This is a genomic window from Paenibacillus sp. WLX2291 (assembly GCF_046603665.1).
In the GTDB taxonomy this organism is placed as follows: Bacteria; Bacillota; Bacilli; order Paenibacillales; family Paenibacillaceae; genus Saccharibacillus.
The window spans coordinates 4401061-4416528 of record NZ_CP176755.1 but is presented as its reverse complement, the minus strand read 5'-3'; the positions used below and the strand labels follow the sequence as shown (position 1 = coordinate 4416528).

The following is a 15468-nucleotide window of genomic DNA, read 5'->3' as shown; positions in this document are numbered from 1 at the left end:
AGGAACGGATAGATTGTGTGCGGACAAGGGTGAATTGCTGATATAATGGTACTTGCTGCATGGCGTGAAGTAATTGTTTGTCAATACGCTATAGTATGGAAAGATAAAGGATGAAACTTATGGAAACCAACGTAAATTTTCTTGGGCTGGGCATTGGCGAATCGCTGAATGATGCACTGTCCCGTTATGGCATTACCGCACCATCCCCGGTGCAGGAACAGAGCATTCCGCTTATTTTGGAAGGACGCGATGTGCTTGCTCAATCGCAGACTGGTAGCGGTAAGACGTTAGCGTATCTGCTGCCGATTTTGGAAAAGATCAATCCAGAGCAAAAGGAGATGCAGGCGCTGATCCTCGCACCAACGCAGGAGCTGGCGATGCAAATCGTTCGCGAATGTGAGCGGTACGGCGAAGAGAAAGGCATCACTTCACTCGGACTGATCGGCGGCGCAGCAATCAAGCGTCAAATCGAAAAGCTGCGTCGTCATCCACATATCGCGGTCGGTACGCCGGGACGTATCAACGAGCTGATCAATGTACGTAAGCTGAAGATGCACAACGTTAGTACGATCGTAGTCGATGAAGTGGATCAGGTACTTGGGCTTGGCGGCGGTAGCGATGTACAACGGATTATCAAAAGCGCCAAACGTGACCGTCAGCTTGTGTTCCTGTCGGCTACGATTAATGAAGAGATTCATAGCATCGCTCAGCGCGAGATGAACGATCATGCTATCGTTGGCATCGAGCCGGGACAGCATACCGCGTCCGCGATTGATCATGTGTATTTTGTAACGGAAGAACGCGACAAAGTGGATACGCTGCGTCGTGTGCTGCGCCATTACAAAGCACCGCGTTCTATCGTATTCGTTAACGATACCGAGCAGATTGCTGAAGTCGAATCCAAGCTGGAATATATGGGCTTTAGAGCGCGAGCGATCTACGGTGACGCTGACAAAGTAACCCGCAGCACCGTGCTGGCACAATTCCGCTCCGGCAAATTGCAGGTGCTGGTCGCAACCGATGTAGCTGCGCGTGGACTGGATATCGAAGACCTGAATCTGGTCGTCAGTCTGGACCCGGCATTTGATGCGGAATTTTATGTGCATCGTAGTGGACGTACCGGTCGTATGGGCAAAAAAGGCGTGTCCGCTTCGATCATTACCGAACGCGAGCGCTTCATTATGCGCAAGTTCAGCGATACGCTGCATATCTCGTTAAAAGAACTCGTTCTGGAGAGTGGCGAAGCACGTACCGCTTCCCCAGCCAAGCCGCGCAGCAAAAAGCCGGTTGTCCGCAACGATAAACCAGTAGGCGATCAGGCAATCAATAGCAATGGTGCAGGCTTAGGAAATGCCAATACAGCTGCATCTAGTAATCAAGGTCAGACGAATGGCTTCCGCACGCAGGAACACACATCATCAGAAGCACCAGCGCGCCGTCCAGCTACTGGCAAAGCTGCACCAACCAAACGCGATGGCAAAGCCAAAGTGCGCAAAGCCGATCAAAAAAGCAAAGGAGCGCCAAAATGGCTAAAAGCCAAACGGAATGGCGCTTCTGACGAAAAGTGAGGTTATAGTCTATGGAACAGGTGCCCGTACTTCAGGTAGACCGTCTGACTGGCGGCTACAGTCTTGGCAAGCCTGTCCTGCACGATATTAGTTTCAGCGTTGGCCGTGGCGAGATGATCGGTCTGATCGGTTTGAACGGTGCAGGCAAAAGTACAACGATGAAGCATATTCTCGGTCTGATGACACCGCAGGGTGGCGAAGTACAGATTCATGGAACGACACTGCAAGGCGATGCTCAGCAGTACCGTTCTTCGCTAGCATTTGTACCGGAGTCGCCGCAGCTGTATGAGGAAATGACGGTGCGTGAGCATCTGGAATTCACCGCACGCGCTTACGGTGTCGATCAGAGTCTGTATGAACAGCGGGCAGCACGCCTCATCTCGCTGTTCAATATGGGCGAAAAGGAAGATAGTTTGTCCATGCATCTGTCCAAAGGGATGAAGCAAAAGGTCATGATCATGTGCGCCTTTGTGGCGGCACCGCCGCTGTATGTGATCGATGAGCCGTTTCTCGGACTCGATCCGCTCGGTATTCGTTCCTTGCTTGATTTTATGGTAGAAACGAAGCAGAGCGGTTCGTCGATTTTGCTCAGTTCGCATATTTTGTCCACGATTGAGAATTATTGCGACCGATTTATCGTATTGCACAAAGGTCGCGTAATTGTACAAGGTACACTGGAGCAGATTCGTGAGCAGACGGGTCAGCAGGGCGTACCGCTGGAGCAGATTTTCTATGATCTGGTACAGGATTCGACCTGGACGGTTAGCAATGATTAATCTGGCAGAGCTGCGGCAAAAGCGGCGCGGTGAGTTCTGGGGTCGCATTTTGCCGTATACGCAATATATTGTCCAGAGCGGTGTGGCAGTTGTGACTTTCTTTCTGCTCATTGCCTTTGCCGCCTGGTATACGACGTTTGTGCAACATATTCCAGCAGGATTGCCAGTGTACTGGATTATGCTGGTGCTGCTGACACCGCTGACGCTATATGGAACAGTTCGTACGTATATGCGACCGGCGGATGTAATCTTCATGCTGCCACTGGAAACACAGATGCAGAACTATTTTGCTCCAGCATGGCGTAGTAGTGTGATTGGCAAATATATCTGGCTGGCGCTCATTGCGCTCGTATCGTGGCCGTTCTATGTACGTGCCGCCGCTGATGCCAAGCCGCTATTGCTGCTGTTCGCTGTTCTATTACTGCTCAAAATCGCCAGCAATTACGGCAGTTGGCAGGAGCTACGCATCAATGGACAGACTGCGCGTGTGCTGTTCCGACTATTGCGGTATGTGTATATTACCGCTTTGCTGGCGGCATGGCTGTGGCTACCACTGACGACTGCGAGTGTCGTTGTGATTGTGGGCGTGATCGTGTACTGGCTAGTTCTGCGTCTGCCTGGTAAAGCGGCTGTGCCTTGGGAACGATTGATTGCTGCTGAGAAGAATCATGCCGCAGGTGTGATGCGTATGCTCGGTTGGTTCGTCGATGTACCGACCGGTGAACGCAAGATCAATCACCGTCGCTGGTTGTCCTTTATCGGACGCCGAGTGCCTTGGAATCAGGAGCAGGCATTCCGTTTTCTGTTAATCAAGACTTTTGTACGTAGCGAACTTCTGCCAACGCTGGCACGGTTCGTCATCATCGGGATTGTGCTAGTGCTACTGGCGCGTCTGTCGTGGTTTGGAGTAGCGGTATATCTGCTGTTCATTCTGCTGTCCGGCGTTCAGATGACGATGCTACGCAAACAGCATACGGACACACTCTGGTTATCCATTTATCCGCTACCGGTTACAGCACAGCGACTAGAAACGGTGCGCCTGATCACTCACGCCCAGTTGTTAATCGCGGTAGTGCTGTGGATTCCATTTCTATTCACTGGCGATCCGCTGCGTATGGTATGGACACTGGCAGCAGGTCTAGTCGTCGTATGGATGCAGCGCGCTTCGCTCAATCGGAAATGGCTGCGCGATCTGGCAGCTGATGATGAGTTGGGATAACAAGCTCGCTTACATGTTCAGAATGCAAAGCTAGCCAACAGCATGAGAATATACGATGTAGAACAATCGTTATACACACAAACAGCTATGTGCAACAACACAAGCCTATACAATCTAGAATCATACCTATGTACAATAACAGCGCCGGTGCTTCGTAAGCCCGGCTTGCTGTCGTTGTATCCAGCGATCGATTAGACCATGCACAATGAAACATGACCAACAACCGGCAGACAGGTGGTGGACACCGATGGATATGAAAAAAATAAATGAGCACGAAGTGGATAGTTTGCAAACACTGGCGGAGATGATCAGCGAAGTGATGGGCAGCCCGGTGACGATTGAGGATGAAGCGCATCGGCTGCTTGCCTATAGTATGCACGATCCGAATACCGATCCGGCGCGCATTGCGACGATTATCGGTCGTCGTGTACCCGAGCATGTCCAGCGAGCATTATATGAATCTGGAGCGATGCAACAATTGCAGGATAGTGCTGAGCCGCAGCATATTCGGCAATTGAGTGATGTGGGCTTGAGCCGCCGCATGGCGATCTCGGTTCGTCATTACGATGAGGTCATCGGTTATATCTGGCTAATGGAGCATGACGGTTCGTATAGCGATGAGCAATTGGAGCAGTTTCGCCGAGGCGCTGTAATCGCCGCTTCCAAAATGATGCAGCAGCAACAACGTCAACAGAAGATCGATCTGTTACGCCGTCTGTTAAATGGTCGTTTTCAATCGGAGCAGGAAGCCGCAGATCATGCACGCAGTCATAGCATTGAGCTGCTTCCGTACCATTATGTACTGCTGATGGAGCAAGGCGAGCATCGTCATCTACATACATGTACGGAGCGTATCCAGCAGGCAGCAGTAGAATATGCAGTGCGGATTCCTCTATATATGGAAGAAGGGAATCGACTGATTTTACTGTGCGGCTGTCAGGCGGGACAACAGCCGTCCGATCTGCCCACGCGTATTCGTTCTATGGTCGCGCGGGTACAGCAATTGTTACCTGTCAGTGAGTTTGGCATGATCGCCGCCGGAGAACAGGTTAGCTCAGCGCTGCATATCCAGCGTAGCTACGAACAGGCAAAAGAGCTGCTCGTGCTGCATCAGCATTTGCCGGAAACGCAGTCCATCACGTATTACCCGGATGCGGGCTTTTACAGATATTTACCAGCGATGCATCGCGAGGCGCGTCAATTCCCGGTATCATGGGGACCGCTGGATCGCTTAGCTGCTTACGATCAGGAGCATAACAGCAATCTGCTACAAACACTGGCGGTATTTCTGGATCGGGATAGCGATGGTAAGCAAGCTGCGGCGATTTTGCATGTGCATAGTAATACGCTGAATTATCGCCTGCGCCGCATTGCCGAGGTGGGTGGGATTAACCTCAATAGCATGGCGGAAAAGGTGACCTTGTACTTGGAATTGAAGCTGCTCTGGTTTGACGGTGAGCATTAAGTCGAAGGGTGTATACGTATCGATACATGTAGCATATCTATAGTGATACCTACAAAATCAGCATAGGTATGCCATCAGACTATAATGAAATGATACGAACCTGTCATACACGGGTAAAAGATTAACATAATGCCATAAAAACTTACTAGTATATCCACCTCAACATAGCATCACAATGTAATAAGCCTTCTTTTGTGTCAATTTAAATGACATTATAGGGGGCTTTTTGTGTTTTTGAACAAGTAAATTCTATCAAATTTGGGGAAACAGACGATTACATGATATTTTAGCTATCCTATAATGAATGTATGGTTCAGCAACGTTCGATATAGCAGTACATTTTAAGGAGGAATGGATATGAAGATTGGAGTCCCGAAGGAAATCAAAAACAACGAAAACCGCGTGGCAATTACGCCAGCAGGTGTGGCAACGTTAACAGGTGCAGGGCATAATGTATATGTGGAGAGCGGTGCAGGCACAGGTAGCGGATTTACTGATGAAGCTTATGCAGCGACAGGCGCAACACTGCTGCCACAGTCTGCTGACGTGTGGGCAACTGCGGATATGATCCTCAAGGTCAAAGAACCGTTGCCATCGGAGTATGGTTATTTCCGCGAAGGACTCATTCTGTTCACCTATCTCCATCTGGCGGCGGCTCCAGAACTGGCTGCTGCATTATTGGACAAAAAGGTCATCGGTATCGCTTATGAAACGGTAGAAGTGAATCGCACGCTGCCGCTGTTGACCCCGATGAGTGAAGTTGCCGGACGGATGGCAGTACAGATCGGTGCCCAGTTCTTGGAGCGTCCGCACGGTGGTAAAGGGATTTTGCTTAGTGGTGTACCGGGTGTGAAAAAAGGCAAAGTGACCGTTATTGGCGGTGGAGTCGTCGGTACAAATGCAGCCCGCGTTGCTGTTGGTATGGGCGCGGACGTAACGATTATTGATCTGAGCGCCGACCGTCTGCGTCAACTGGAGGAGATTTTCGGTTCGTCCGTACAGACGCTGATGTCCAATCCGTACAATATCGCAGAAGCGGTAAAAGCATCTGATCTTGTGATCGGTGCTGTACTGATTCCGGGTGCCAAAGCACCGAAGCTAGTGACTGAGGATATGGTCAAGCAGATGGAAGCTCATTCTGTCATCGTTGATGTGGCGATTGATCAGGGTGGCATTGTGGAGACAGTGGATCGCATTACTACTCATAATGATCCAACCTACGAAAAGCATGATGTCGTGCATTATGCCGTCGCGAACATGCCTGGAGCTGTACCGAAAACGTCCACATTGGCGCTGACTAATGTCACCATGCCTTATGTTTCGTTAATCGCCAATCTCGGTCTGCGCATTGCATTGGAAAAGAATGCTGCACTCAAGCTAGGTGTAAACACCGCCGCAGGCTTCATGACGTATGAAGCGGTTGCTCGCGATCTTGGCTACGAGCATGTCGCGATTGAACAAGCATTGGAGAAAACCTTTGCCGCGATGAGCTAATTTATTTTACCTGAGAGGCAATAGACTATAGCTACGATTCATATACAAAGAATAGTACAATGTCATCCCTTCATCGTTCCGCACCTTTCGACTACGACAGCGCGAGGTTGGAAGGATGAAGGGATCATTGCTGTCTGAGAATATAGAATGACTTCTGCTGCACGACATCTGCACTGCTACGTTATAATTTATTGGGATGGACTATCATCTTTTTTGATAGGAAGGGATATTTTGTTTTTATTTTAAACATCATAATGTTATATTAAATAAAGTATATGACCTACCCACATTCCATATCGCAGGAGGCAGTGAATGAAAATTACAAGACATGAAGCCAATCCGATCGTCGTACCCGGCGAGTATGAATGGCGCAAAGTGACTGTATTCAATCCCGCCGTTATCGTGGACAATGACAAATTTTATATGATCGAGCGCACCGCCGGTTCGCTAACCCCTTGTAAAAACTATCTTGGTTTGCTGGAAAGCGATGACGGTGTGCATTTTACCCATGTGGTGGATCAACCAGTATTGACGCCGGATGAGCTGGGATTTCCGTATGGTAGTGTACAAGACCCCCGTATTGTCAAAATTGACGACACCTTTTACCTGAATTATGCACTGCGTCCGTGTGCGATGAATTACTATCCGACCGGTGCTGGTATTCCTGAGCGCTCCATTCCCGAATATCCTGACGGCTGGGGCAACGAGCCGGGACACTGGTTGACCCGCTCTGGCATCGTATCCTCTACTGATCTAATCCACTGGAAGCATGTGTCCGATACGACTCCGCTGGAGATTAACGACCGTGACAATATTTTGTTTCCAGAAAAAATCAACGGCAAATACGTCCTGTTGCGCCGTCCTGAAGAATACATAGGCACACCATACGGCACAGATAAAGCAGCGATGTGGATCACCTATTCTGATGATCTGATTCACTGGGATGAACCTAAGCTACTCGCCAAAGCGGAAAACATGGATTGGGAATCCCGCAAAATCGGCGGCTCGACTCCACCAATTCGTACCGATAAAGGCTGGCTTGTGTTATACCACGGAGTGGACGACCAGATCGTTTACCGTGTCGGCGCTATGCTGCTCGACTTGGACAACCCGGAATTGGTCATCGCTCGCACCCATCACTTCATTATGGAACCCGAAACCTACTATGAGAAATTCGGCTTCCAGATTCCCAACGTGATCTTCCCAACTGGCAACATTGTCAAAGACGATCTGCTCTATATTTACTATGGCGTAACCGATACCGCCATCGCGCTGGCAACTGTGCCTTTAAACGATCTGGTTAACCATATTCTCGATCCAAGTTCCTGAGAAATCTATCTCGGAAAGGAGGCGCTTTGCCAAGCGTTTCCTTTTCTTTTTGTATATTGAAGGCTGTATGTCGAAGGAATATTGGATGTTATCCAAGCTATATCTTTATTGGAGTCGTTCTATATAACTGTAGTACAATCAAATACAGAAGCGAATACCGAAGCAAGGAGTTATTACATATGCTAATTAGCGAAATATTAGAAGCCGTATCGATTTCATTACCTCCCCAATGGATAGAGCCGCTAGACCGGCATAGATCCCAACTGGCTATGTTGCCGCCGAATGAATGTAACATTCGTTTTATGGAGTTGGATGAGATTCAGGAGATGCTTACGTTCACATCTCAAATTGAAGTGTTTCACGATATCTTACTATTATGGACAGATGATGAGTCTAATTATATAGGTGTCTTTTATAAGGGACCTTTGTCGTATCGTATTTGTGCTGTGCGACATGAAGAGACAGATATTTCTCCTATGTTTTGTGACCTGTCTTCTTTTCTAATGCAGTGGGAACAGCGTCCTTCTGCGATGTGGAGTGAGTGGAGACGTGATTATCCGGCAACTTTGGAATATTCAGTAGCGGAAAAACAGATGCAATTGGATGTGGAATGTATCATTGAACTTCAATCTCGACTGCAACAGATGGATATAGATGATGATCTACGTTGCCAATGGTTGTATTGCATTATGGCATTGACTCCTGCACAACAATTGCACACACTATATCATTATGTGCAGGATGAAGATATGTATGTGCAAGAACGGGCATGTGAGATTCTAGGATATCATCGTGATGAACAAGCGCTGGAATGGCTTGCGGATGTTGTGCGTATTGGATCGCCCAATGGGAAAACAGCTGCTAAACAAGCCATCGCTCGCATCAAAGGATATATACAATGAATGAGTACATGGGAAATTCATATGATCAAAATGCTTGCCACATTATAAATATCGAAGCGATCTGCCTACTAGGTAGATCGCTTTTTACATATATATTCCAGAAATAAAGCCGATAAATAAAATTTAACATTTCAATAGAAAATATTTATTTTAAATGTTATATAAAATAACATTTAAAACAGAGAAAATTCTAAACTAAAACCTATGAAAAACTACATAATCCTACAAATGACTATGAATGAAATCACTCGAAAATGCATATTTATTTATAGAATGTATACGAAATTCGTCTAAAACGAAAAATAAACACGTTTATCCAGCATAATATTCGGAATTTTGAAATATTAATTCATAATATATTCCAATATATGAAGTTTTGGATTAAAAGTTTTGATTGCTCTATGCATGACGTCTATGTATACTTTAGTCAAGTTATTATATCTTTATATGTTATATAAACTTACATTAAAGAGGGGGATTACAAAGTATGAAGTGGAAATGGAATGGTTTGGTGGTAGCAACATTGATTACGGGCTTGCTGGCAGGTTGTGGCAACAGTGGTAGTACGGGAACAACAACCGGCGCATCTGGAGGAGATAGCAGTGGAGGCAAAGTAATCAAAATTGCCACCCAATCCCCTCTATCCGGCGGCAGCTCGATTCAGGGCGAAGCGATCCGTCTCGGCGCGCAGATGTCGCTCGAAGATCACAAAGAAGAATTCACCAAACTGGGCTATTCCCTCGAACTCGTTCCTTACGATGATCAGGGCGATCCGAAAAAAGGCGTTGCCAACGCTGAGCAAATCGGTGCCGATCAATCCGTACTGGGCGTTATCGGTCACCTGAACTCCGGGGTATCCATTCCATCTTCCGTTGTGTATGAAAAATACAATATTCCAATGATCTCGCCAGCCAGTACGGCAACCGAGTTTACAGATCGCAAGCTGAAAGTTGCTAACCGCGTCGTAGCGCGTGATGACTTCCAGGGTCCGGCAGCTGCTGATTACGCGGTGAACACGGTCGGCGCGAAAAAGATCTTTGTCATTCAGGATAAAACGGCATACGGTCAAGGTCTTGCCGAAGCATTCCGCGATAAAGCGCAGGAGCTAGGTGCAACGATCGTCGGTTATGAAGGCATTACCGTCGGTGAGAAAGATTTCAACGGCGTACTTAACATTGCGGCAACGCAAAGCCCAGACTTTATCTTCTTCGGCGGTCTGTATGCGGAAGGCGGTCTGATCATCAAGCAGGCACGCGATAAAGGCATTACCGCACCGATCATGGGCGGCGATGCACTGGATTCCTCCGGTCTGGTAGAAGTTGCAGGTGCCGATGTCAAAGGTGCACTGTACAGCTCCGTAGCCGGTGAAATTGCCAAAATGGAAGGCGGTACAGATTGGGCAGGACGTTACCAAAAAGAATTCGGCAAAGCGCCAGAAGGTTACTCCGCTTACGCCTACGACTCCATGACCATCATGCTGGATGCAATCAAGAAAACAGTTGAAAGCAGCAAAGGCGAACTGCCAACTCGTGAAGCCGTTCGTGATGCAGTCCGTGCAACGAAAGATTTCAAAGGGATTGCCACCGAAGTTTCCTTTGATGACAAAGGCGACAACTCCTTTGCAAAAGTCTACATTTACGAATTTAAAGGGGACACTTATCCGGGTGAGCTTGTTTCCGAAGTGAGCCAATAATACGGAAGTTAGCATGCGGCCAAAAGGTATGTGCAGGTTGACGGCATACCTTTTGGCTCTTGTTTTATTCCTTACGAAAGGGGTACGTTCATGTTCGCAACTATTTTACAAACATTGCCCCAGGTGCTAATTGACGGTCTGGCATTGGGTGCGATCTATGCGGTCGTGGCACTCGGATACACGATGGTATATGGCATTCTGGAATTGATCAACTTTGCGCACGGGGAGATTTTCATGACCGGAGCATTTGTTGGTACCGCTGTCCTGTTCGGATTTCAGGCGATGGGCTTATCGAGCGGCATGCCGCCATGGCTCTCGTATGTACTTATTCTGTTTATTGCGATGATGGTCACTGGAGCACTCGGTGTCGGTATTGAGCGTGTAGCGTATCGTCCGCTGCGCAAGGCACCGAAGCTGATCTCACTCATCTCGGCATTCGGCGTTTCGTTCGTTTTGCAGGACGTGGTTCGGTTTATCGCTGAGCTGAAAACAGGCAATTATATCGTCAGCGTACCGCAGTTGTTTGAAGGGCGTTTTACACTCGGGTTCTCGTCGTTGTCGGCGGCGTTTGGCAATGCAACAGTGAAGACAAATACGATTTTTATTTTTATCGTAGCGATTGTATTGATGATCGGTCTGGACATCTTCGTCAATCGTTCCAAATGGGGCGGCGCGATGCGTGCCGTGGCGCAGGATCGGGAGACGGCTTCCTTGATGTCGATCAACGTGAACAAGGTCATTTTGCTAACCTTCTTTATCGGTTCGGCACTAGGCGGTTCGACAGGTGTTCTGTTCGCACAGCAGTATGGCACGATTGATCCGTATATCGGCTTTATTCTCGGGCTAAAAGCTTTTACTGCTGCGGTACTGGGCGGGATTGGCAATATCCGCGGCGCGATGTTCGGCGGTGTCGTAATCGGTGTGCTGGAGATGTTTGCTTCTGCGAACCTCGGCATTATGACCGGTGGCAATTTCGGTGCAGAGTACAAGGATGTATTCGCATTTGCGATTCTGATCGTCGTACTGATCTTCAAACCGGAAGGCTTGTTTGGCAAAGCCGTCAAAGAGAAAGTGTAGGTGAAGCATATGGGAAAACTGGCAAATGTACGCTCATCGCTGCGTGGCAGCAAGCTGGCACAAGGATTACTCCTGATTGCCTTCACACTCGTGACGGCGGGGGCGGTTTATCTAATGGATCGTTCGGTCACCGCCTTTTTGTTAATGCTAGGATCGTTGCTGTTACTGTATTACACCTCGTTTACGAATGGAATCAAATGGATCATCGCACTCGTGCTGCTGGTGGTCGTCATTCCGTTCGCTACATCCGGCGGCTCTTCGTATGAATCGTATATGGAAGTGGCGACGCAATGCGGCATCTATGTGGCGATGGCGCTGGGATTGAATATTGTGGTCGGCTTTGCCGGTCTGCTGGATATGGGCTTTATCGCTTTTTTCGCGGTTGGGGCATATACGTACGGTATCTTTGCTACCGATCAGGCGAACAATTTTATCTCCGGTGAGCTGTTTCCGCTATCCGGTGGTACATTCTGGATTTTCATTTTGCTCGGCGGCTTTATGGCAGGCATCTTCGGGATTCTGCTTGGGTTGCCAGTACTGCGGGTCAAGGGCGATTACTTAGCAATCGTCACTCTCGGTTTTGGGGAGATTATCCGCATCATCTTTAACAATCTGGAAAAGCCAGTGAACATCACGAACGGCGCGATGGGCTTATCCTCGATTCAGCCGCCAGATCTGTTCGGTTTTGATTTTACGTTTCCGCATCAGTTTTACTTTATCGTGATTGCGATCTTGCTGATCGTAATCTTCGCAGTACGTCGCTTGGAGCATTCCCGACTCGGACGTTCATGGAAAGCGGTTCGTGAAAATGAAATCGCTGCTCAGTCGATGGGGATTCCGCTCATTCGTACCAAGCTGATCGCCTTTGCGATCGGGGCATCCTTTTCCGGGATGATGGGTGTAGTGTTCGCGGCGAAGCAGACATTTATCGATCCGACAAGCTTTACGCTGATCGAATCGACGACGATTCTTGTTATGGTCGTGCTCGGCGGTATGGGGAGTGTACCAGGTGTTATTCTCGGCGCGAGTCTTGTCACGATCTTGAATTTGCAGGTGCTAACGGAAGTGACCAACTGGCTCAACCAGCTGTCCATGCAAGGCATTATTAATGTACCGACAGCGCTATCTCCATCCAAAATGCAACGGTTTATTTTCGGCATGATCTTGATTCTGGTCGCGATCTTCCGTCCCAACGGTCTTATCGCTGCCAAAAATCGCAAAATTCCGAAGGAGGTTGTTACCGGTGACCATCATCCAAACTCTAAAACCCCTGCTGCTGCCATTCGTACCGAAGTCAGCTCCAAATGAACAGGATACATTGGAACGGAATATTCAGCACACAGCATCTACATCCGATGTCTTCAGCGAAAGCCAGACGGTACAACAATCGTCTCAAAAGCGTTCATCGTTCTGGAGCAATGCGTATATTCATCTCACCGGTTCGATCATGGCGCGCTACACCCCTGTAGTTATCGTTCCTGTACCGACCTCGGAAGCGAATCATCACTAAAAATATACATTGCATAGCCACTGATGGATCAGATCGGAAGATTACGATGGTATGCATCATCGAATTGAAGCTGTAAGGAATATACAAAAAGGGGGTTGGCAGAATGAGCATCCTGAAGGTGAGCGGATTGACCAAAACATTCGGCGGGCTGACGGCGGTGGGCGGCGTGGATTTTGAGTTTCCAAGCGGTCAGATTTCCGCAGTCATCGGACCCAATGGTGCGGGCAAAACAACCTTTTTCAATATGATCACGGGCATTTACGTACCGGACGGCGGCAGTATTCAGCTAGACGGTGAATCAATCGTCAATGTGAAGCCGGATCGCATTACTGGCAAAGGCATCGCCCGTACGTTTCAAAATATCCGATTGTTCGGCAGCATGACCGTACTGGAAAATGTACAGGTCGGCATGCATATCCATCTGAAAACCGGTGTCGTCGGTACGCTACTGAATCTGCCGCGCGTTCGGCACGAAGAGCATCATTCACAGCAAGAAGCGTATCGGTTGCTGGAATATGTAGGTCTGGCAGAATGGTACAATTCCGAAGCAAGCAGTCTGTCATACGGCGCGCAACGACGACTGGAAATTGCCCGTGCACTGGCAGCCAAGCCGAAAGTATTATTGCTCGACGAACCAGCCGCTGGGATGAATCGGCGTGAAACCGCCGATCTGACCGGATTGATCCGGCGCATCCAGAGCGAGCTGAACATTTCCATTATTCTGATCGAGCATGACATGAAGCTCGTGATGGAGCTGTCACATCATATTCTAGTACTGGATCACGGAGTCAAAATTGCAGAAGGTGGTCCAGAAGATATTCGCACCAATCCGAAAGTGATCGAGGCGTATCTCGGTAAAAGTGCGGTGGAGGAAGGAGTGGTGGCGGAATGAGTCTGCTGCAACTGAAACAGGTCGAGGCTTATTACGGCGCCATTCAAGCGCTGCGCGGCATCGATATCGAAGTGAACGAGGGCGAGATTGTTACCCTGATTGGCTCCAACGGAGCAGGCAAATCAACCACACTCAAATCAATCTGCGGTCAGGTGAAGATGAAAGGCGAAATCTGGTTCAACGGTAAAAACATAACCGCCCAGCCGCCACATCTGACTGCGCAGGGCGGCATTGCTCATGTGCCGGAAGGACGCCGCATTTTCCCGCGTTTAACAGTCAAAGAGAATTTGGAAATGGGTGCATTCTCTGTAAAAAGCAAAAGTCTGATCAAAGAGCGTACCGAAAAGGCATTTGCTTATTTTCCAAGATTGAAGGAGCGGTATCATCAGGTCGGCGGTACGATGAGCGGCGGCGAACAGCAGATGCTGGCGATTGCGCGCGGGTTGATGATGGGTCCCAAAATCCTGCTGCTGGATGAGCCGTCGATGGGATTAGCACCGGTCATCGTGGATCAGATTTTTGAGATCATTCAAGAGCTGAATGAGACTGGCATGACAATTTTGCTGGTGGAACAAAATGCGTATCAAGCGCTACAAATCGCGCATCGCGGATATGTCATTCAGACAGGCGAGATTACGCTACAAGATCAAGCGGGCGAGTTACTGAAAAATGATCAGGTGAAAGAGGCGTATTTGGCTTAATAATAAATCTATCAATACTAATTGGGTTGAATCTAAAGCATTCAGTATTCAGCTGTTTAATAAAAAGTAGTGCATATTTTAACCAGAAAGAGCCCTTAAAATGGCTCTTTTTTTCGTGTGAAAAAATTATCGGAATATAGTAAAAGTAACAATATATTACTTCAAAATTAGATTTTTTTGAACAAAAATCAAAAATGATGTAAAGCCTATAACGACAGGCAAAGACAGCTTTATAATGCCTTATGATTTGTGTAAAAGTGCTTGCTGCCCTGTTTGACGTTACTGAAATATCATGTGTAAAATGGCACCTAATCAAAATAATTCCATTAGGAGGAATATTTATGATTAGAAAAAAATTAGCTGTATCCATGCTCGCCGTTACTTGTTCCTTTGGAATCGCAACAGGAATTACGACTACGTATGCTTCTGCTTCCAATGCCGTTAGTCCAACACAAACGACAGAAAATCAAAATATGACTGTTCAAGGCGTGGCTTTACAAGTGATCGATTCTAAAACTGGAAGTCTACTAAATGAAAGACAGTGGGGATATTATGGAAGTCCGACAGGTTCTATTATTATCTGTGAAGGCTCTCCCGATTTCGGTGCAGTTGTAGGGAAATATTATAACAACGCGGGAATCATAAATATGACTCAAGGCTCAAATAATGGAGTGAATTATGTGAAGGTGTGGGTAGATTCGAGCAAGCAGCAATATTCTGCTTCTTCGACAATTCCGGGATATACATTCTCCAGCGATTATCTTGAAGACCTGTAAGTACATTTGATCAAAAAAATCCAGTAGCCGTCTTGTGATGGCTACTGGATACATAAATTTCAAAGA

At 47.8% G+C, this 15468-nt stretch carries 14 protein-coding genes; all 14 read left to right on the top strand.

The window, feature by feature from the left end:
• Window positions 1–119 precede the first annotated feature (119 nt).
• A complete protein-coding gene (locus ACDE64_RS18885; protein WP_411347867.1) occupies window positions 120–1568 on the top strand; it encodes a DEAD/DEAH box helicase in 1449 nt (482 codons plus the stop codon).
• Between the two features lie 11 nt (window positions 1569–1579).
• Window positions 1580–2344 carry an ABC transporter ATP-binding protein gene (locus ACDE64_RS18880; RefSeq protein WP_411347866.1) on the top strand — a complete coding sequence of 255 codons (765 nt, stop codon included), beginning with the start codon at window positions 1580–1582 and terminating at the stop codon, window positions 2342–2344.
• Window positions 2337–3563, top strand: coding sequence for an ABC transporter permease (locus ACDE64_RS18875; protein WP_411347865.1), 1227 nt, complete (start codon window positions 2337–2339; stop codon window positions 3561–3563). Before ACDE64_RS18880 ends, ACDE64_RS18875 begins: the two co-directional genes overlap by 8 nt.
• A 247-nt stretch (window positions 3564–3810) precedes the next feature.
• Window positions 3811–5028 carry a PucR family transcriptional regulator gene (locus tag ACDE64_RS18870; protein ID WP_411343624.1) on the top strand — a complete coding sequence of 406 codons (1218 nt, stop codon included), beginning with the start codon at window positions 3811–3813 and terminating at the stop codon, window positions 5026–5028.
• Window positions 5029–5385: 357 nt separating this feature from the next.
• Complete coding sequence (gene ald / locus ACDE64_RS18865) at window positions 5386–6522, top strand: alanine dehydrogenase (RefSeq protein WP_411347864.1); 1137 nt, start codon at window positions 5386–5388, stop codon at window positions 6520–6522.
• A gap of 312 nt (window positions 6523–6834) precedes the next feature.
• Window positions 6835–7851 (top strand): glycosidase, encoded by a 1017-nt coding sequence (locus ACDE64_RS18860; protein ID WP_411347863.1) that lies wholly within the window; start codon window positions 6835–6837, stop codon window positions 7849–7851.
• A 179-nt stretch (window positions 7852–8030) separates the two neighbouring features.
• Window positions 8031–8753 carry a HEAT repeat domain-containing protein gene (locus tag ACDE64_RS18855; protein WP_411347862.1) on the top strand — a complete coding sequence of 241 codons (723 nt, stop codon included), beginning with the start codon at window positions 8031–8033 and terminating at the stop codon, window positions 8751–8753.
• 487 nt (window positions 8754–9240) lie between these two features.
• The gene (locus ACDE64_RS18850) at window positions 9241–10446 is read left to right on the top strand and encodes a branched-chain amino acid ABC transporter substrate-binding protein (RefSeq protein ID WP_411343620.1); all 1206 of its coding nucleotides are present in this window, start codon (window positions 9241–9243) and stop codon (window positions 10444–10446) included.
• A 90-nt stretch (window positions 10447–10536) separates the two neighbouring features.
• Window positions 10537–11523, top strand: coding sequence for a branched-chain amino acid ABC transporter permease (locus tag ACDE64_RS18845; protein WP_367063079.1), 987 nt, complete (start codon window positions 10537–10539; stop codon window positions 11521–11523).
• Window positions 11524–11532: 9 nt separating this feature from the next.
• Window positions 11533–12831 (top strand): branched-chain amino acid ABC transporter permease, encoded by a 1299-nt coding sequence (locus ACDE64_RS18840; protein WP_411343619.1) that lies wholly within the window; start codon window positions 11533–11535, stop codon window positions 12829–12831.
• Window positions 12767–13033, top strand: coding sequence for a hypothetical protein (locus ACDE64_RS18835; RefSeq protein ID WP_411343618.1), 267 nt, complete (start codon window positions 12767–12769; stop codon window positions 13031–13033). Before ACDE64_RS18840 ends, ACDE64_RS18835 begins: the two co-directional genes overlap by 65 nt.
• Before the next feature lie 103 nt (window positions 13034–13136).
• Window positions 13137–13925 carry an ABC transporter ATP-binding protein gene (locus ACDE64_RS18830; protein ID WP_411347861.1) on the top strand — a complete coding sequence of 263 codons (789 nt, stop codon included), beginning with the start codon at window positions 13137–13139 and terminating at the stop codon, window positions 13923–13925.
• Window positions 13922–14626 carry an ABC transporter ATP-binding protein gene (locus tag ACDE64_RS18825; RefSeq protein ID WP_411343616.1) on the top strand — a complete coding sequence of 235 codons (705 nt, stop codon included), beginning with the start codon at window positions 13922–13924 and terminating at the stop codon, window positions 14624–14626. Before ACDE64_RS18830 ends, ACDE64_RS18825 begins: the two co-directional genes overlap by 4 nt.
• A gap of 341 nt (window positions 14627–14967) precedes the next feature.
• Complete coding sequence (locus tag ACDE64_RS18820; protein ID WP_411347860.1) at window positions 14968–15402, top strand: hypothetical protein; 435 nt, start codon at window positions 14968–14970, stop codon at window positions 15400–15402.
• Window positions 15403–15468: the final 66 nt, after the last annotated feature.